Origin of the sequence: Streptomyces sp. NPDC053079 (assembly GCF_044546695.1) — a bacterium.
Taxonomy (GTDB): Bacteria; Actinomycetota; Actinomycetes; order Streptomycetales; family Streptomycetaceae; genus Streptomyces.
This window is the reverse complement of the sequence record NZ_JBITZJ010000007.1, coordinates 35819-54166: the sequence shown is the minus strand read 5'-3', so window position 1 is coordinate 54166 and position 18348 is coordinate 35819. Positions and strand designations below refer to the sequence as shown.

General features: G+C 71.9%; 18 protein-coding genes. 14 read left to right on the top strand and 4 right to left on the bottom strand.

Annotation, left to right across the window (positions count from 1 at the left end):
* Positions 1–2 precede the first annotated feature (2 nt).
* Positions 3–1169, top strand: a complete 1167-nt coding sequence (gene hutI / locus ACIGXW_RS25530; RefSeq protein ID WP_399575158.1) for an imidazolonepropionase — start codon at positions 3–5, stop codon at positions 1167–1169.
* Positions 1170–1249: 80 nt separating this feature from the next.
* Positions 1250–1867 (top strand): hypothetical protein, encoded by a 618-nt coding sequence (locus ACIGXW_RS25525; protein WP_399575157.1) that lies wholly within the window; start codon positions 1250–1252, stop codon positions 1865–1867.
* Positions 1868–1889: 22 nt separating this feature from the next.
* On the opposite strand, the gene ACIGXW_RS25520 is transcribed toward ACIGXW_RS25525, so the two are convergent.
* Positions 1890–2813, bottom strand: coding sequence for an RNA polymerase sigma factor SigF (locus ACIGXW_RS25520; protein WP_399575156.1), 924 nt, complete (start codon positions 2811–2813; stop codon positions 1890–1892).
* Positions 2814–3073: 260 nt separating this feature from the next.
* Between ACIGXW_RS25520 and ACIGXW_RS25515 the strand changes: the two genes are divergently transcribed.
* From ACIGXW_RS25515 to ACIGXW_RS25495, 5 genes are all read left to right on the top strand, one after another.
* On the top strand, positions 3074–3442 hold the full coding sequence (locus ACIGXW_RS25515; RefSeq protein ID WP_399575155.1) for an STAS domain-containing protein: 369 nt from the start codon (positions 3074–3076) through the stop codon (positions 3440–3442).
* A gap of 154 nt (positions 3443–3596) precedes the next feature.
* On the top strand, positions 3597–4091 hold the full coding sequence (locus tag ACIGXW_RS25510) for an ATP-binding protein (protein ID WP_399575154.1): 495 nt from the start codon (positions 3597–3599) through the stop codon (positions 4089–4091).
* Positions 4092–4286: 195 nt separating this feature from the next.
* Positions 4287–5138, top strand: a complete 852-nt coding sequence (locus tag ACIGXW_RS25505; RefSeq protein ID WP_399575153.1) for a peptidase — start codon at positions 4287–4289, stop codon at positions 5136–5138.
* A 30-nt stretch (positions 5139–5168) separates the two neighbouring features.
* Entirely contained in the window at positions 5169–6002 is an 834-nt protein-coding gene (locus ACIGXW_RS25500; protein ID WP_399575152.1) for a hypothetical protein, read from the top strand.
* Positions 6003–6019: 17 nt separating this feature from the next.
* Positions 6020–7015: a neocarzinostatin apoprotein domain-containing protein gene (locus ACIGXW_RS25495; protein WP_399575151.1), complete on the top strand. Its 996-nt coding sequence runs from the start codon at positions 6020–6022 to the stop codon at positions 7013–7015.
* 61 nt (positions 7016–7076) lie between these two features.
* On the opposite strand, the gene ACIGXW_RS25490 is transcribed toward ACIGXW_RS25495, so the two are convergent.
* On the bottom strand, positions 7077–8612 hold the full coding sequence (locus tag ACIGXW_RS25490; RefSeq protein WP_399575150.1) for a peptide MFS transporter: 1536 nt from the start codon (positions 8610–8612) through the stop codon (positions 7077–7079).
* A 469-nt stretch (positions 8613–9081) separates the two neighbouring features.
* Between ACIGXW_RS25490 and ACIGXW_RS25485 the strand changes: the two genes are divergently transcribed.
* Together ACIGXW_RS25485 and ACIGXW_RS25480 are read left to right on the top strand one after the other, a co-directional pair.
* Positions 9082–9762, top strand: coding sequence for a response regulator transcription factor (locus tag ACIGXW_RS25485; protein WP_071965342.1), 681 nt, complete (start codon positions 9082–9084; stop codon positions 9760–9762).
* Positions 9763–9799: 37 nt separating this feature from the next.
* Complete coding sequence (locus ACIGXW_RS25480) at positions 9800–11044, top strand: ATP-binding protein (RefSeq protein ID WP_071965343.1); 1245 nt, start codon at positions 9800–9802, stop codon at positions 11042–11044.
* A gap of 30 nt (positions 11045–11074) precedes the next feature.
* Here the strand turns inward: ACIGXW_RS25480 and ACIGXW_RS25475 are convergent, their stop codons facing one another.
* Positions 11075–11587, bottom strand: coding sequence for a GtrA family protein (locus ACIGXW_RS25475; protein ID WP_071965344.1), 513 nt, complete (start codon positions 11585–11587; stop codon positions 11075–11077).
* Between the two features lie 170 nt (positions 11588–11757).
* Here ACIGXW_RS25475 and ACIGXW_RS25470 point away from each other — a divergent pair, with 170 nt between their 5' ends.
* From ACIGXW_RS25470 to ACIGXW_RS25460, 3 genes are read left to right on the top strand one after another with little or no spacing between them, the layout of a single operon-like run.
* Positions 11758–12927, top strand: a complete 1170-nt coding sequence (locus ACIGXW_RS25470; RefSeq protein ID WP_071965345.1) for a 5-(carboxyamino)imidazole ribonucleotide synthase — start codon at positions 11758–11760, stop codon at positions 12925–12927.
* Positions 12924–13451, top strand: a complete 528-nt coding sequence (gene purE, locus ACIGXW_RS25465) for a 5-(carboxyamino)imidazole ribonucleotide mutase (RefSeq protein WP_071965346.1) — start codon at positions 12924–12926, stop codon at positions 13449–13451. The genes ACIGXW_RS25470 and purE overlap by 4 nt, the downstream gene beginning before the upstream one ends.
* Positions 13439–14653 (top strand): dipeptidase, encoded by a 1215-nt coding sequence (locus ACIGXW_RS25460; protein WP_399575422.1) that lies wholly within the window; start codon positions 13439–13441, stop codon positions 14651–14653. Before purE ends, ACIGXW_RS25460 begins: the two co-directional genes overlap by 13 nt.
* A gap of 77 nt (positions 14654–14730) precedes the next feature.
* Here ACIGXW_RS25460 and ACIGXW_RS25455 read toward each other — a convergent pair whose 3' ends face one another.
* Complete coding sequence (locus ACIGXW_RS25455; protein WP_399575421.1) at positions 14731–16071, bottom strand: UDP-glucose dehydrogenase family protein; 1341 nt, start codon at positions 16069–16071, stop codon at positions 14731–14733.
* Between the two features lie 195 nt (positions 16072–16266).
* Here ACIGXW_RS25455 and ACIGXW_RS25450 point away from each other — a divergent pair, with 195 nt between their 5' ends.
* Positions 16267–17424, top strand: coding sequence for an acyl-CoA dehydrogenase (locus ACIGXW_RS25450; protein ID WP_071965349.1), 1158 nt, complete (start codon positions 16267–16269; stop codon positions 17422–17424).
* Between the two features lie 131 nt (positions 17425–17555).
* Entirely contained in the window at positions 17556–18341 is a 786-nt protein-coding gene (locus tag ACIGXW_RS25445) for a VOC family protein (protein WP_071965350.1), read from the top strand.
* Positions 18342–18348 lie beyond the last annotated feature (7 nt).

Below are 18348 nucleotides of genomic sequence, written 5' to 3'. Positions count from 1 at the left end.
GCATGAGCACGGCGATCATCAACATCAGCAGTCTCGTCACCAACGACCCCTCCCTCGGTGAAGGCCCCCTCGGCCTGATCCAGGACGCGGCCGTCGTCATCGACGGCGACCGCGTCGCCTGGGTCGGTGAGAGAAGCAAAGCACCCGCCACTGACAACGCGGTCGACGCCGAAGGCCGCGCGGGCCTGCCCGGCTTCGTGGACTCCCACTCCCACCTGGTCTTCGCGGGCGACCGCACCGCCGAGTTCAACGCCCGGATGTCCGGGCGCGCTTACAGCGCGGGCGGCATCCGCACCACGGTGGCGGCCACCCGCGCGGCGAGCGACGCCGACCTCGAGGCGAACCTCACCCGCTACCTCTCCGAGGCCCTGCGCCAGGGCACCACGACCTTCGAGACGAAGTCCGGCTACGGCCTGACCACCCACGACGAGGCCCGTGCCCTGCGCATCGCCGCCGCCCACACCGACGAGGTCACCTACCTCGGCGCGCACATCGTCGCCCCGGAGTTCGCCGACGACCCGGACGGCTACGTCGCCCTCGTCACCGGCGAGATGCTGAAGGCGTGCGCCCCGCACGCCCGCTGGGTCGACGTGTTCTGCGAGAAGGGCGCCTTCGACGGCGACCAGGCCCGTGCGGTCCTGGAGGCCGGCAAGCGGCACGGTCTCCTCCCGCGCGTCCACGCCAACCAGCTGGGCCACGGCCCCGGCGTGCAGCTCGCGGTGGAGGTGGGCGCGGCCTCCGCCGACCACTGCACCCATCTGACCGACGCGGACGTCGACGCCCTGGCGAACGGCGACACCGTCGCCACGCTGCTGCCCGGCGCCGAGTTCTCCACCCGCGCCCAGTGGCCGAACGCCCGCCGGCTCCTGGACGCCGGCGCCACGGTCGCGCTGTCCACGGACTGCAACCCGGGCTCGTCCTTCACCAGTTCGATGCCCTTCTGCGTCGCCCTGGCCGTACGGGACATGGGCATGACCCCCGACGAGGCCGTCTGGTCCGCCACCGCCGGCGGCGCGGCCGCCCTGCGGCGCACCGACATCGGCCGCCTGACCCCGGGCGCCCGCGCCGACCTCACCCTCCTCGACGCCCCCTCGCACGTCCACCTCGCCTACCGCCCCGGAGTGCCGCTGGTCTCCGCCGTCTGGCAGCGGGGTGTCCGGGCGCTCTGAGCGCCCGTCAGGGGCCGGTCAGGGGCCCGTCAGGGTGTTCCCCGAGGCCGGGGCGGTGCCCCGGCCGCGAGGATCGGGGCATGACGACAAGCACGTGGGGACGGGCGGCGTTCGCCGCGGGGCCGGCATGCCTGGGGACGTACGGTCTCATCCGGCTGATCGACGACGAGCACGGCCCCGGCCCGGACTGGTCGCTGGGCCACCTCGCCCTGCTGGCGGGCGTCGTGCTGTTCGTCCCGGTGTTCGCGGGGCTGCGCCGGATGGCGGTGCGCGGCCGCGGCCCGGCCGCCCGGTGGTTCGCCGGCTCCGCCCTGGTGCTGGGCCTGCTGGGCGTGGCGGCCGTGACGGTGCAGGCGGGCATCGACCTCGTCGTCGGCTACAGCTCGGCGGACCGGGCGAGCATGAACGAGCTCTTCGAGCGGATCCAGGGCACGCCGGGGGTGAAGCCCGCCTTCTACACGGTCGGCCCGATGCTCTTCTACGTCGGGCTGCTGCTGCTCATCGTGCAGTCGGCCGTCGTGCGCGCCGTCGAGGCCTGGCGGCCGGCGGTGGTCGTGGCCGCCGTGGCGGTCATGGCGGCGGGACTGGACCTGATACCCGTGGGCGCGCTGCTGCTCCTCCTCGCGCTGGCGCCGCTGGGGCGGCGGGCGGGGACGCCCAGTGCGCCGCACGGAGAGGTCCGTGCGGCGCACTGGTGACGAGGGAGGCCCGGCCCCGGTCTTACTCCTCGCTCATCAGGCCCCGGCGCAGCCGCACCAGCGTGCGGGAGAGCAGCCGTGAGACGTGCATCTGGGAGATGCCCAGCTCGTCGCCGATCTCGGACTGCGTCATGTTCGCCACGAAGCGCAGCGAGAGTATCCGCCGGTCACGCGAGGGGAGTTCGGCGATCAGCGGCTTGAGGGACTCGACGTACTCGATGCCCTCGAGGCTGTGGTCCTCGTAGCCGATGCGGTCGGACAGCGAGCCCTCGGGCTCGTCGTCCTCGGCCTGGGCGTCCAGCGAGCTCGCGGTGTACGCGTTGCTCGCGGCCATGCCCTCGACGACCTCGTCCTCCGCGATGCCCAGCCGCTCGGCCAGTTCGGCCACGGTGGGGGAGCGGTCGAGCTGCTGCGCCAGTTCGTCACCGGCCCGGGCCAGGTCGAGCCTGAGCTCCTGGAGCCGGCGGGGCACGCGCACCGACCAGCTGGTGTCCCGGAAGAAGCGCTTGATCTCGCCGATGATCGTCGGCATCGCGAACGTGGGGAACTCCACGCCCCGGCTGAGCTCGAAGCGGTCGATGGCCTTGATCAGACCGATCGTGCCGACCTGGATGATGTCCTCCATCGGCTCGCTGCGGGTGCGGAACCGGGAGGCCGCGAACTTCACCAGTGCCAGGTTCAGTTCGACCAGGGTGTTGCGGACGTACGCGTATTCGTGTGTGCCCTCCTCGAGCGCGGACAGGCGCGCGAAGAGAGTCTTGGACAGAGCACGTGCGTCGACCGCTCCCACCTCGTCGTACGGGGGGATCTCGGGGAGCCCGGAGAGTCCGGGGTCGCTGTGCTCGGGCGGGGTTGTCGACGAGGCGGTCTCCCGGTCCTCGGGAGTGCGGGCCGCCAGGGCCGCGCACGAGGTATCGGAATGCTTTTCGTCGAGCCGGGGTGACATGGTCTCCTCCATCATTCTCGGCATATGGCTGCCGATGCCGTGACCCTTTTGCTGCGGTTTGCGGCGCCTCCGAGGCCGTCCGTGGTGGATGTGTCTCTACTAGCCCTACCGGTCTTTACCTTCATATGGCAAGTACCGTTTGCCCCCTTCTGTCGGAAATGGCGGAAGTTCGGCTTCCGGAGGCGCGTATCGAAGGCGTAGGGTTTTGCCTGCGCCACGCGGGTACGCCACGAAGGCACGTAAGGCACGAAGGGAAGCGCATGGATCGCGGGATGGTCGGCAATCCGAGCAGAGGTCGGCTGATTGTGGAGGTCCGGCGGCACGGGGCGAGCTCGATCGTTTCGCCGGCGGGTGAGCTCGATCACCACACGGCCGAATTGTTGCGTGCGCCACTCGAAGGCTGCGTCCGCGACGGCGACGCGCGCGTGATCGTCGACTGCTCGCAGCTGGACTTCTGCGACTCCACCGGACTGAACGTGCTCCTGGGCGCCCGGCTGAAGGCCGAGGCCGCCGGAGGCGCCATCCATCTCGCCGCGATGGGCCCCGTGGTCGCCCGGGTCTTCGAGATCACGGGCGCCGGAGCCGTCTTCACCGTGCACGACACGCTCGACGCGGCGCTCGCCGACTGAGCCTGCCCGTCGGTCCCCCCTTCCTCTCCGTTGCCTGTGTCACAGGCCCCGTGTCGAATTCGTGGGTGTTCTCACGATTCCGCCGGGCAGGAGACAGCTGAATCCGTTGTAGATGTTCGTGTTCGTTTCGGTGAATCGGTGAGGTGAAGCGCTGATGAGCACCCCCCGGGCGTGCCCACCGCCGGACGGTCCCGGTCCGGACGCCTCCGGCGCCGCCCCTGCCGGCTCACCGCCGCCGGGCGGGCAGATCCGCAGGCTGCGCCTCGTCGGGGTCGGCGGCGCCGTGCCGCTCTCCCGCGATTTCACCCGGCAGGCGCTCCATGACTGGGGCTGGCTGCCGGCGAGCACGGCCGACCACCGGGCCGCGGCCGAGGATGTGCTGCTCGTCGTCTCCGAGCTCGTCACCAACGCCTGCCTGCACGCCGACGGCCCCGAGGAGCTGCGCGTCAGCCGCTCGGGCAAGGTGCTGCGGCTGGAGGTCGCCGACCTCGGCGCCGGCACGCCCGCGCCCCGCACCCCGCACCGTGCGGGGCGGCCCGGCGGGCACGGCATGTTCATCGTGCAGCGCCTCTGCCTGGACTGGGGCGTCGTGCGGCACGACGGCGCCGTCGGCAAGACGGTCTGGGCGGAGCTTGCCGCTCCGTCATAGCGCATGCCCCGGCGCCCCTTGGCGCCCCACCGCCTGCCCGGCCCACGCCGCGCCCCGCGCCCGCCTCATGTCGCGCGCCGAGCGCGGCGTGTTCTGTGTCTTCCCTCTCCACCGTCCCCGGCGTACTGTCGGCGCCCGATCTGATGTGTCGTCAGTAATTTTCGGCTGCGGCACCGGACGAGAGGGGAACCCCAGGTGTCCCACATTCCACGTCACCCCGTGCGCCGCGTCGGTGCGCTCGTGGTCTCGGCGGCTCTGGCCGGTGGCACGATCCTGCTGGTCGCACCGGCCGCGCAGGCCGAGACCGTCGACGTCAACTACCAGTGCAAGACCCCGATCGGGGACAAGAGCGCCGTCTCGCCCATCGACATCAAGGCCGTGGCGAGCGGCGAGGCGTACAAACTCACCATGTCCTTCCAAAAGGGCGTCTCCTCCAGCCCCATCGAACTCGGCAAGGGCGCGATGAAGCCAAGCGCCGTCATCAAGCTCGGCGGCGCGGACAGCGGCACGGTGGCGGTCTCCGGCCCCCCCAACGACCAGCCGATACCCCCGAACACCCCCATCAAGATCAGTGACCTCTCGGGCACGTACACGCCGAAGAAGGGCGGCCAGGTCACCTTCACGGCCTCGACCCTCACCATCCTCGCCCTGGGCACCACGACCACCTGCACCCCCACCAACAACCCCAAGCCGTCGCTGACCCTCGAGGTCAAGGGCCCGGGCGGGACGACCGGCGGCTCCACCAGCGGCTCGACCGGCGGGTCCACGGCGGGAACGACGGGCGGTTCCTCGACGACCGGCGGTTCGACCGGTGGTTCGACCGGCGGCTCCGCCACGGGCGGCTCCACCGGAGGGACGACCGGCAGTACGGGCGGCACCACGGGCAGCACCGGATCCGGCGGCTCGGCGGCCACCGGCGGCGGCCAGCTTCCGCAGACCGGCCCCTCCGACTCCGCCGTCGCCCTCGGCACCCTCGGCGGCACGGTGCTCCTCGCCGGCGTCGGGGGCACCCTCTGGCTCACCCGCAGGAGCCGCGCCACCGGCTGACCCCGTACGCCCACGCCCAGGGAGCCGCCGATGACGTCCCGCACCCGCACCGCCGCCCTGTGTGCCGCCCTGGCGCTGCTCGCCCTCCCCACGGCCCCCGCGACCGCCGACGCGAAGCCGTGGACGGCGGTGCCCGCGCCCGGCGGCAGGAAGGGGCCGACGGCGGAGGACCGCTCCGCCTTCTACCTGGAGGGCGCGCCCGGCACGGTCTTCGAGGACAAGCTGTCCCTGGTCAACCCCGGCGACCGGCCCCGCACGATCGCCCTGCGCGGCACCGGCCCGTGGATCTCCCTCGCGGCGGCCCGCGTGAGCGTGCCGCCGCGCACCCGGGCGGACGTGCCCCTGACCGTGACCGTGCCCGCGGGGCTGGGGCCCGGCGACCACGCCGCCGCCGTGGTCGCCTCGGAGGAGGGCCGGCTGGTGCGGGTGCCGCTGGCGGTACGGGTCAGCGGGGCGGCGCTCTCCGCGCTCTCGGTGGAACGGGTGCGGGTCAGCGGTACGGGCGGGGCCGCGGTCATCCGCTACTCACTGGTCAACCGGGGCAACACCACCCTCGCCCCCCGCCTGGCCATCCGGGCCGAGGGGCTCTTCGGCGAGGTCCTGCGCCGGCCGGCGACCGGGGTGCCCGCCGAGCTGCCGCCGGGCCGCAGCGTGCGGCTGGCGGAGAAGTGGCCGGACGCCCCGCGCCTGGACCGGGTCAGGGTCAGCGTCACGGCCACGGCCCCCGACGGCACCCACGCCTCCGCGTCCGGCCCGTACACGCCCCTGCCCTGGCTCGTGCCGTCGCTGGCCGCGCTCGTCGGCCTCGCCGTGGCGGGCGCGGCCGTACGCCTCGTACGACGGCGGCGCGGAGCCCGGCCGTGACCGGCGGGCGGGGAGCTGTGGCACGGGCCCGGCCCGGGGCGCTCGTGGCGGCGCTGGCGGCCGCGCTCGCCCTGCTGCTCACCCTGCTCGCCCCACCCGCCGCGGCAGCACCACGGACATCAGCCGCGCAGCCGACGGCCACCGTGGACCGCACCGAAGCCCCCAAGGGCGCGAGCGTCACCGTCAGCGGCACGGGCTGGCGGCCCGGCGCCCTGCTCACCCTCCTGGTGTGCGGCCAGAACATGATCGGCGGCACCAACGCCTGTGCCAACGCCGACGGCCGCACCGTCACGACGGCCGCCGACGGTACGTTCCGCCGCGGCCTCCCGGTCGCCGCGCCGCCCAAGCCCTGCCCGTGCGTGGTGCACGTCGCGACCGTCACCGGCGACGCGGCGGCGGCCGACGCCCCGTTCTCCGTCTCGGGCCACCCGGTCGCGCCCCTGCCTCGGCAGAGCGGCGGCGAGCGGCTGAGCGTGCTCGACGCCCGGCTGGAGGGCTCCGGCTCCCTGCTGACGTGGTTCGGCGCCCCGCCCGGGCGCCGCCTGGTCGTGACCGTCGCCAACCTCGGCTCGACCCCGGCCGCCGACCCCGTCTTCCGCCTCGGCACCGCGCACGGCGTGCTCGCCCCGTCCTGGGAGGAACGCCCCTGGCGCGGCACCGTGGCCGCCGGGCGCAAGGAGCGCGTCGCCCTGGACGTGGAGCTGGCGGCGGGCGCGTACGGGGACTATCTGATCTCGCTCGCCTACGGCGACAAGGTGCTCGTCGAGCAGCCGTGGGACGTGAGCCGCCCCTGGGGCGTGACGCTCTTCTGGATCCTGCTGTGCGTGGTGGTGCCCCTGGCCCTCTTCCGGGCCGGCATGGCCGTCGTGGACCGCGTACGGCCCCGGCCGCCCACCGGGGACCGTACGCGGGAGCCCGGCGGCCCCGGAGCGGGCGCGCTGCCCTGGTTCACGCCGGAGGCCGACCCGAGGGGCGCGGGCGCCCCGGCGCCGCGCGATCCCGGCCCCGGATGACGCGAAGGGCCCCCGGCGCGCGGTGCGCGCCGGGGGCCCAGATGCCCGGGAAGGGGCTGCGTCAGCGAACGTCGCCCATCAGGGCTTCGATCTTCTTGCGGTACATCCACACCGCGAGGCCGGCCAGCGTCGCGGCCGCCGCCTGTCCGAGGATCACGCCGATGCCGTTCAGGTCGACACCCGACTCCGACAGCAGGGTCATCGTGCAGTCGCCCGCGGTCACCGCGAGGAACCAGACACCCATCATCTGGCTCGCGTACTTCTGCGGCGCCATCTTCGTGGTGAGCGACAGACCGACCGGGGAGAGGCACAGCTCACCCATGGTCTGGATGCCGTAGATCATCAGCAGCCAGGCCGGGGTGACCTTCGTGCCGTCGGTGGCCATCGCCATCGGGATGGCGAAGACGAAGAACGAGGCGCCGATGCCGACCATGGCCATCGAGAACTTCACGGTGGTGCTGGGCTCGCGGTCACGGCGGGCCAGCCACAGCCACATCGAGGCGAAGACCGGGGCGATGGCCATGACCCACAGCGGGTTGACCGACTGGAACCAGGTCGACGGGAAGTCGATGCCGAAGACGTTGTCCGCGGTCTTCTTCTCGGCGAAGGTCGACATCGTCGAGCCGGCCTGGTCGAAGATCATCCAGAACACGGCCGCGGCGACGAAGAACCAGATGTAGCCGCTGACCTTGGTCTGCTCGCTCGCGGACAGTTCCTTGTCGCGCTTGATGCGGGTCAGCACCGTGATCGGGATGACCACGCCGAGCAGGGCGAGCGGGATGGTGGCCCACTTCTGCGAGAAGTGGCCGGTGCCCGCGACGACGCCGTAGAAGGCGGCGGCGACGGCGAACCACATCAGGGCCTTGACGAGCGTCGACTTGCGCTCGGCGGCCGTCAGCGGCTTCGGGACGACGCTGCTCGTGGGGCTGAGGTGGCGGGTGCCCAGCAGGAAGATGACCAGGCCGAGACCCATGCCGAGCGCGGCGATGGAGAAGCCCAGGTGCCAGTTGACCTTCTGGCCGACCGTGCCGATCACGAGCGGCGCGGCGAAGGCGCCGATGTTGACGCCGATGTAGAAGATCGTGAAGCCGCCGTCACGGCGCGGGTCCTGCGGACCGTCGTAGAGGTGGCCGACCATCGTGGAGATGTTGGCCTTCAGCAGACCCGAGCCGATCGCGACCAGCGCGAGGCCGAAGAAGAAGGTCGGCTTGCCGGGGACGGCCAGGGCCAGGTGACCGGCCATGATGATGCCCGCCGCGATGGCGACCGTCTTGCGCGGACCCCAGACGCGGTCACCGAACCAGCCGCCGGGCATGGCGAGGAGGTAGACCATTCCCACGTAGGCGGAGTAGATGGCCACCGAGCTGGCCTCGGGCATCGCCAGGCCGCCGCCCTGACTGTCCGGCTTGGCGTCGGGGCCGCCGGCGATCAGGTAGACGACGAGGAGTGCCCTCATGCCGTAGTAGGAGAAGCGCTCCCACATCTCGGTGAGGAAGAGGGGGGCAAGGCCGCGGGGGTGGCCGAAGAAGGTCTTGCCGCCGCCGCCCGGAGAGGTCATCTCCTGCTCGGCCGCGCCCTTCGTCAGGCTGGACGCCATGGTCATTCCTTGGGTGCTCGGGACGCGCGGTGGAGCAGATGCGCGCCCGGGTGGGGGTTGGCCGGCACCGGCTACGGCACCGCCCGCCCCCACGCCCGAGGGGTTCGGCCTCCCGGGATCGGGGGGCCGGCAGGACGGCCGTACGCCGGGATCCACGCCCCCGCGCACCATCGCGCGGCGGACCCGACCGACAGGTCAATCACTGTGACAAGACTGGAGGGACCAGCCCTGCGCACAACAGGGACCTTCGGCGCGTTCAACTGTCCGAAGGTCCTCCGGTTAGTGCTACAGACGTCTGGTCACCATACGTCACACCCCGCCCGCATATGGAAGGAGTTGAGACATGGATCACAGCCGAAGCAGGAACCATCCGCACATATTCGAGGGTGATAGCACTTTCGGGGAAGTGTTGCCCCGGTGGAAGCCCGCTACACCTTGGCCGTGAGCCCGGTCGGACTACCATCTGTGCATGACCCGAGTACTGCTCGCCGAGGATGACGCTTCCATCTCGGAGCCGCTCGCACGCGCGCTGCGCCGCGAAGGGTACGAGGTGGAGGTACGCCAAGACGGTCCGACGGCGCTGGACGCCGGCCTTCAGGGAGGGGTGGACCTGCTCGTCCTCGACCTCGGGCTGCCCGGCATGGACGGTCTGGAGGTCTGCCGCCGGCTGCGCACCGAGGGGCACGGCTTCCCCGTGCTGGTGCTCACCGCCCGCGCCGACGAGGTGGACACCGTCGTCGGCCTGGACGCCGGCGCCGACGACTACGTCACCAAGCCCTTCCGGCTGGCCGAGTTGCTCGCGCGCGTACGGGCCCTGCTGCGCCGCGGCGCGGTCGAGAGCCACCAGCAGCCGCCGGCCACCCACGGCGTGCGCATCGACGTCGAGTCGCACCGCGCCTGGATGGGCGAGGAGGAACTCCAGCTCACGGCGAAGGAGTTCGACCTGCTGCGGGTCCTGGTGCGCGACGCGGGCCGGGTCGTCACGCGCGATCAGCTGATGCGCGAGGTCTGGGACACCACGTGGTGGTCCTCCACCAAGACCCTGGACATGCACATCTCCTGGCTCCGCAAGAAGCTCGGCGACGACGCGGCCAACCCGCGGTACATCGCCACCGTTCGCGGCGTCGGCTTCCGCTTCGAGAAGAGCTGAGCCTCCGCACTCCGGCAAGATCCGAAAGACAGGCACCGTGCGCCGCCGACTGATCAACTCCACGCTCGCCGTCGTGCTCGTCGTGATCGCCGTGTTCGGCATCTCGCTCGTCATCGTCGAGACCCGCACGATCGAGAGCAGTGCCCAGGAGAGCGTGCAGTCCGAGGCCGTGCGCCTGGTCAGCATCGTCGACAGCCGTCTGCTGGGCGGCGAGCGGGTGGAGTCGGGGGTGCTGCGCGAGCAGATCACCCTCGACCGGTACGCCAGGGTCGACATCCCCGGCCGCGAGGCCATCGAGATCGGCACCCGCCCCGAGGGCGGCGTCATCACGGCGACGCGGAAGGGCGAGCAGGGCGAGACGGTCCTGGTCGAGGAGTCCCGCTCCACGGTCAGCCGGGAGGTCGGCCGCACCCTGCTGGTGATCCTCGCGGTGGCCCTGCTGGCCGTCATCGCCGCCGTGTTCCTGGCCGTACGCCAGGCCAACCGGCTCACCGCGCCGCTCACCGACCTCGCCGAGACGGCCGAGCGGCTGGGCTCCGGTGACCCCCGCCCCCGGCACCGCCGCTACGGCGTTCCGGAGCTGGACCGGGTCGCCGACGTCCTGGACGCGAGCGCCGAGCGGATCGCCCGCATGCTCACGGCGGAGCGGCGGCTGGCCGCCGACGCCTCGCACCAGCTGCGCACCCCGCTGACCGCGCTGTCGATGCGGCTGGAGGAGATCACGCTCACCGACGACCCGGGCACGGTCAAGGACGAGGCGACGATCGCCCTCACCCAGGTGGAGCGGCTCACCGATGTCGTTCAGCGGCTGCTGACCAACTCCCGTGACCCGCAGACCGGGTCCGCCGTCACCTTCGACCTCGACGAGGTCGTCAAGCAGCAGATCGAGGAGTGGCGGCCCGCGACCCGCACGGCGGGCCGGGCCCTGGTGCGCTCGGGCAAGCAGGGGCTGCGGGCGGTGGGCACGCCCGGCGCGGTCTCCCAGGTGCTGGCGACGCTGATCGAGAACTCGCTGATGCACGGCGACGGCACGGTGGCGATCCGTACGCGCGTCACCGGCAACCAGGCGGTGGTGGAGGTCTCCGACGAGGGGCCGGGCGTCCCGGCCGACCTGGGGTCACGGGTCTTCGAGCGGACCGTCAGCGGCCGCAACTCCACGGGGCTGGGGCTGGCGGTCGCCCGCGACCTGGCTGAGGCGGACGGCGGGCGGCTGGAGCTCCTGCAGCAGCAGCCGCCCGTGTTCGCGCTGTTCCTGAGCAGGGAAGCCGACCAGCACGACTGACGCGCGGCCGGCCGGTGCGGCGCCCGCGGGCTACTTGCCGGCGTCCACGCGCTGCGGCGCGGGCGCCGCCGCCAGGAACGATTCGGCGGTCTCCACGGCCGCCCGCGCGGGCAGCGCCCGGAACACCCAGGTGCGGTAGGACCAGAAGCGGAAGACGGTGCCGAGGCCGAGGCCGACGACGTTCTTCGCGATGTTGTCCGCGAGCGGGGTGGTCAGGCCCAGACCGTAGTGCGACAGGGCCAGGACGCCGTTCTCGATGACGAGGCCGATGCCGCTGAACAGCAGGAACAGGGACAGCTCACGGCTGCGCCGGTTCCTGTCGCCGTGGCGATACGTCCAGTAGCGGTTGCCGATGTAGTTGGTGCCGATGGCGACGGCGGTCGCGATGACGCCGGAACGCACCACGGCCAGACCGAGGCCGTGGACGCAGAGGTTGAAGACGATGAAGTTGACCACGAATCCGATCGCGCCTACGGCGCCGAATTTCGCGATCTCGCGGGCCAGCCGCTCCAGCCGGGAACGCACTGTGCGCGGTCGAGTCATGTCCTTCATGCTAACCAGCGGTCGCGGACGGCGGACCGGAGAGTCGGTGAATGACCGGCGAACGCGCACTTTCCGGTCCTAATCGGACCGCAATCGAAGGGGGCTGCGGCGCCTTCCGGTCACCGGAGTAATAGCCTCCGGAATTGGAGGATCATCCAGGGGCGGTAGGGATGGTTCGTGCGTACGGATACTCTGGGGGCGTGACGTTCCCGGTAGTCGGCATGGTCGGCGGCGGCCAGCTCGCCCGTATGACCCACGAGGCGGGCATCCCCCTCGGCATCAGATTCAAGCTGCTCAGCGATACCCCGCAGGACTCGGCGGCCCAGGTGGTGAGCGATGTCGTCATCGGCGACTACCGCGACCTGGAGACCCTTCGTGCTTTCGCACAAGGATGCGACGTGATCACCTTCGATCACGAACATGTTCCGACCGAGCACCTACGGGCCCTGGAGGCGGACGGCATCCCCGTCCGCCCCGGGCCCGACGCGTTGGTGCACGCCCAGGACAAGGGCGTGATGCGGGCGAAGCTCACGGAGATCGGAGTGCCCTGTCCACGGCACCGGATCGTGGCCGATCCGGCCGACGTGGTGCGCTTCGCGGAAGAGGGTGACGGATTCCCCGTCGTCCTCAAGACCGTGCGCGGCGGCTACGACGGCAAGGGCGTGTGGGTGGTCCGCGACGCCGAGGGCGCGCGGGAACCGTTCCGCGCCGGGGTGCCCGTGCTCGCCGAGGAGAAGGTCGACTTCGTCCGCGAGCTCGCCGCCAACGTCGTCCGCTCCCCGCACGGCCAGGCCGTCTCCTACCCCGTCGTGGAGTCCGTCCAGGTCGACGGGGTCTGCGACACGGTCATCGCCCCCGCCCCGGGCCTGTCCGAGGAGCTCTCCGCGCACGCGCAGCAGCTGGCCCTGACGGTCGCCCAGGAGCTCGGCGTCGTCGGCCACCTCGCCGTCGAGCTGTTCGAGACCCGCGACGGGCGGGTGCTCGTCAACGAGCTGGCGATGCGCCCGCACAACTCCGGCCACTGGACCCAGGACGGCGCGATCACCTCGCAGTTCGCCAACCACGTCAGGGCCGTGCTGGACCTGCCGCTCGGCGACCCGCGCCCGCGCGCGAAGTGGACGGTCATGGCGAACGTGCTCGGGGGCGACTACCCCGACATGTATTCCGCCTACCTCCATTGCATGGCACGGGACCCGGGCCTGAAGATCCATATGTATGGCAAGGACGTCAAGCCCGGCCGCAAGGTCGGACACGTCAACACCTACGGCGACGACCTGGCGGATGTGCGCGAGCGCGCGAGCCACGCCGCCGGATACCTGCGAGGAACGATCACGGAATGACTGGTTCCCCCGTCGTCGGCATCGTCATGGGCTCGGACTCCGACTGGCCCGTCATGGAAGCCGCCGCCAAGGCCCTGGACGAGTTCGAGATCCCCTACGAGGTCGACGTCGTCTCCGCGCACCGGATGCCGCGCGAGATGGTCACCTACGGGGAGCAGGCCGCCGACCGCGGCCTCAAGGCCATCATCGCGGGGGCGGGCGGCGCGGCCCACCTCCCCGGCATGCTGGCCTCCGTCACGCCGCTGCCGGTGATCGGGGTGCCCGTACCGCTGAAGTACCTGGACGGCATGGACTCCCTGCTGTCCATCGTGCAGATGCCCGCCGGGGTGCCGGTCGCCACCGTCTCCGTCGCCGGCGCCCGCAACGCCGGGCTCCTGGCGGTCCGGATGCTCGCCGCGCACGACAGCGAGCTCCTCGGCCGCATGCGCCACTTCCAGGACGAGCTCAACGAGCAGGCGACCGACAAGGGCAGGCGGCTGCGGGCCAAGGTCCAGGGCGGCACGGGCTTCGGATTCGGGAAGTGAGCGCCGTGAGCGCCGCGGACCACCTCGACCGCGCCCGGGAGCTCCTCGCCGCGCACCCCGTCGTCGACGGGCACAACGACCTCCCCTGGGCGCTGCGCGAGCAGGTCCGCTACGACCTCGACCGGCGCGACATCGCCGCCGACCAGAGCGGCACCGGCCTGCACACCGACCTCCCCCGGCTGCGCGCCGGCGGGGTGGGGGCCCAGTTCTGGTCCGTCTACGTCCGCAGCGACATGGCCGGCGACGACGCCGTCAGCGCCACGCTCGAGCAGATCGACGTCGTACGGCAGCTGGTCGACCGCCACCCGGCCGACCTGCGCCTGGCGCTGACCGCCGACGACATGGAGGCCGCGCGGGCCGAGGGCCGCATCGCCTCGCTGATGGGCGCCGAGGGCGGCCACAGCATCAACTGCTCGCTGGCCACGCTGCGCGCCCTGCACCAGCTGGGCGTGCGCTATATGACGCTCACGCACAACGACAACATCCCGTGGGCGGACTCGGCGACCGACGTGCCCGCGGTGGGCGGGCTGACGCGCTTCGGCGAAGAGGTCGTCCGCGAGATGAACCGCATCGGCATGCTGGTCGACCTCTCGCACGTCGCGCCCGGCACGATGCGGGACGCGCTGCGGGTCAGCGAGGCGCCGGTGATCTTCTCGCACTCCTCCGCGCGCGCCGTCTGCGACCACCCGCGCAACGTCCCCGACGACGTGCTCGGCTCGCTCGCCGCGAACGGCGGCGTGGCCATGGTGACGTTCGTGCCGAAGTTCATCCTGCCGGAGGCCGTCGACTGGACGCGGGCGGCGGACGAGAACATGCGCGCCCACGGCCTGCACCACCTCGACACCACCGCCGAGGCCATGGCCGTCCACCGCGCCTTCGAGGCGGAGCACCCCCGTCCGCTCGCCACGGCCGAAACGGTCGCCGACCACCTCGACCACATGCGCGAGGTCGCGGGCGTCGACCACATCGGCATCGGCGGCGACTACGACGGCACGGCGTTCACCCCGGAGGGCCTGTCGGACGTCGCCGGCTACCCCAACCTGATCGCGGAGCTCCTGCGGCGCGGCTGGTCCGACGCGGACCTCGCGAAGCTCACGTGGCAGAACGCGGTACGCGTCCTGAGGGCCGCGGAGGACGTGGCCCGGAGCCTGGCCACGGTGCGCGGGCCGTCGATCGCGACGATCGAGCAGCTGGACGGGTAACCGGGGCTCCGCCCCGGACCCCGGTCCTCAAGCGCCGGACGGGCTGCGATTGCAGCCCGTCCGGCGCTTGAAAAGCCCTACGCCCGCGGGCGCCCCATCGCGCGGTACGACCAGCCCGCGGCACGCCACACCGCCGGGTCGAGCGCGTTGCGGCCGTCGAGGATGCGGGGCACCGCCACGACCTCCTTCAGCGGGGCCGGGTCCAGCTCCCGGAACTCCGCCCACTCCGTCAGGTGCAGCACCACGTGCGCCCCCCGGCACGCCTCGAGCGCGCTCGGCGCGTAGGCGAGGGTGGGGAAGAGGCGGCGGGCGTTGTCCATGCCCTTGGGGTCGTACACCGTCACCTGGCCGCCCTGCAGGTGGATCTGCCCGGCGACGTTGAGCGCGGGCGAGTCCCGTACGTCGTCGGAGTCCGGCTTGAACGTCGCGCCGAGCACCGCGACGCGCTGCCCGAGGAAGCTGCCGCCCACGCTCTCGCGGGCCAGCTCGACCATGTGGGCGCGGCGGCGCATGTTGATGGAGTCGACCTCGCGGAGGAACGTCAGGGCCTGGTCGGCGCCCAGCTCGCCGGCGCGGGCCATGAAGGCGCGGATGTCCTTCGGCAGGCAGCCGCCGCCGAAGCCGACGCCGGCCCGCAGGAACTTCTTCCCGATGCGCTCGTCGTGGCCGATCGCCTCGGCCAGCTTCACCACGTCGCCGTCGGCGGCCTCGCAGACCTCGGCCATGGCGTTGATGAAGGAGATCTTCGTCGCGAGGAAGGAGTTGGCGGCCGTCTTGACCAGCTCGGCGGTGGGGTAGTCGGCGACGACGAACGGCGAGCCCTCGCCCACCGGCGTCGCGTAGACCTCGCGCAGCAGCTTCTCGCCGCGCTCGCCGCCGACGCCCACGACGATGCGGTCGGGGTGCAGGGTGTCCTCGACGGCGAAGCCCTCGCGCAGGAACTCCGGGTTCCAGGCCAGTTCCACGTCGGAGCCCGCAGGTGCCAGCTCGGCCAGCAGCTCCGCGAGCCGGGCGGCGCTGCCGACCGGCACGGTCGACTTGCCGACCACCAGCGCGGGGCGGCGCAGCAGCGGGGCCAGGGAGGTGAAGGCGCTCTCGACGTAGGACATGTCGCAGGCGTACTCGCCGTGCTTCTGCGGGGTGTTCACGCAGACGAAGTGCACGTCGCCGAAGTCGGCGACCTCTTCCCAGGAGGTCGTGAAGCGCAGCCGCCCGGTCGAGCCCTCGAGCCCGGCGACGTGCTTGCGCAGCAGGTCCTCCAGCCCGGGCTCGTACATCGGGACCTCGCCGCGCGAGAGCGTCTCGATCTTCTCGGGCACCACGTCCAGTCCCAGCACCTCGAACCCGAGCTCGGCCATGGCCGCGGCGTGGGTGGCACCGAGGTAACCGGTGCCGATCACGGTGATCTTGAGGGCCATGCGGTACTCCATGTGCTGACTCGCGGTGCTGGCTGTGCCCACCTGCCGGATTGCGTTGCCCGAGCATAGTCGGGCCCTGGTCGGGAAGGATCCAGGGGAGATCGTCGCTGTCGGCAAGCTCACGTATCCCCCCTGTGCGGGGCGCCCCTAGAATCGGGGTTACTAAACGGTAGTTAACTCTCTGGGGAGTACGCCTTGGCGGGAAACAAGGACTTCGACCTGTACCGGCCGTCCGAGGAGCACGACGAGCTCCGCAAGGTCGTCCGCTCGCTCGCCGAGGCGAAGATCGGGCCGTTCGCCGCCGAGGTGGACGAGGAGGGGCGCTTCCCGCAGGAGGCGCTCGACGCGCTCACCGCCTCCGACCTGCACGCCGTGCACGTCCCGGAGGAGTTCGGCGGAGCCGGCGCGGACGCGCTCGCCACCGTCATCGTGATCGAGGAAGTCGCGCGCGTGTGCGCCTCCTCCTCCCTCATCCCGGCCGTCAACAAGCTCGGCTCGCTGCCGGTCGTCCTCTCCGGCTCCGACGAGCTGAAGAAGAAGTACCTGGGCCCGCTCGCCAAGGGCGAGGGGATGTTCTCGTACTGCCTCAGCGAGCCCGACGCGGGCTCCGACGCCGCCGGCATGAAGACCCGCGCCGTCCGCGACGGCGACTTCTGGGTCCTCAACGGCGTCAAGCGCTGGATCACCAACGCCGGCGTCAGCGAGTACTACACGGTCATGGCCGTCACCGACCCGGAGAAGCGCAGCAAGGGCATCTCCGCCTTCGTCGTCGAGAAGTCGGACGAGGGCGTCTCCTTCGGCGCCCCCGAGAAGAAGCTCGGCATCAAGGGCTCCCCGACGCGCGAGGTCTACCTCGACAACGTCCGCATCCCCGCCGACCGCATGATCGGCGAGGAGGGCACCGGCTTCGCCACGGCGATGAAGACCCTGGACCACACCCGCATCACCATCGCGGCCCAGGCCCTCGGCATCGCCCAGGGCGCCCTCGACTACGCCAAGGGCTACGTCCAGGAGCGCAAGCAGTTCGGCAAGCCGATCGGCGACTTCCAGGGCGTCCAGTTCATGCTCGCCGACATGGCCATGAAGATCGAGGCCGCCCGCCAGCTGACCTACGCGGCCGCCGCCAAGTCCGAGCGCGGTGACAGCGACCTCACCTTCCAGGGCGCGGCGGCGAAGTGCTTCGCCTCCGACGTGGCCATGGAGGTCACGGTGGACGCCGTCCAGCTCCTCGGCGGCTACGGCTATACCCGTGACTACCCGGTCGAGCGCATGATGCGCGACGCCAAGATCACGCAGATCTACGAGGGCACGAACCAGGTCCAGCGCATCGTCATGGCGCGCAACCTCCCGTAACGGGTTCCCCCGCGCGACGGCCCCCGGCAGCCACTGTCGGGGGCCGTTCGGCGTTTCGCGGTGGCGATACGGCCGACGGCGGGTGAAGGTGGGTCGCGGGGGTGTCCGTACTGCCAGGGAGGCGACGCGTCATGCCCGAGGTAACCGAGCCCTACGTTCCCGGCACGCCCTGCTGGGTGGATCTCGTGGTCCCCGACCAGCGGGAAGCGCTCGACTTCTACCGGGACCTGTTCGGCTGGCAGGGGGAACCCGGGCCGCCGGAGACCGGCGGGTACGCGGTGTGCACCCTGAACGGCAAGGCCGTGGCGGGGATCATGACCTCGATGGCCCAGGAGGGCGGGTCCAAGCCGCCGCCCGCGTGGACCACGTACCTGGCCGTGACCGACGCCGACGCGGCCGTGGCGAAGGTCGGCGAGCACGGCGGTACGCCGCTGATGGAGACCACCGACGTCCTCACCCTGGGCCGGATGGCCGTCGTGGCGGACTCCACGGGCGCGGTGTTCGGGCTGTGGCAGGCCCGGGACTTCATCGGCGCCCAGGTGGTCAACGAGCCCGGCTCGGTGGTGTGGAACGAGCTGAACACCGCCGACCCGGAGGCGGCGGCCGCCTTCTACGAGGACACCCTGGGGCTGACGGCCACCACCATGAAGGACGCGCCGGGGTACTTCTCCCTCAAGGCCGCCGACCGCCCGGTCGGCGGCATGCAGGACCTCGAGAAGTCGCCTCCCGGCTCGCCCTCCCACTGGCTGACGTACTTCTCCGTCGACGACGTCGACAGCACGGTCGACGCCCTGACCAGGGCCGGCGGCTCGGTGCTCAAGCCGCCGTTCGACATGGTCGCGGGCCGGATGGCCGTGGTGCAGGACCCGCAGGGCGCGGTGTTCGCCCTCATCACCCCGACCCCCATGAAGTCGTAGCCCCACG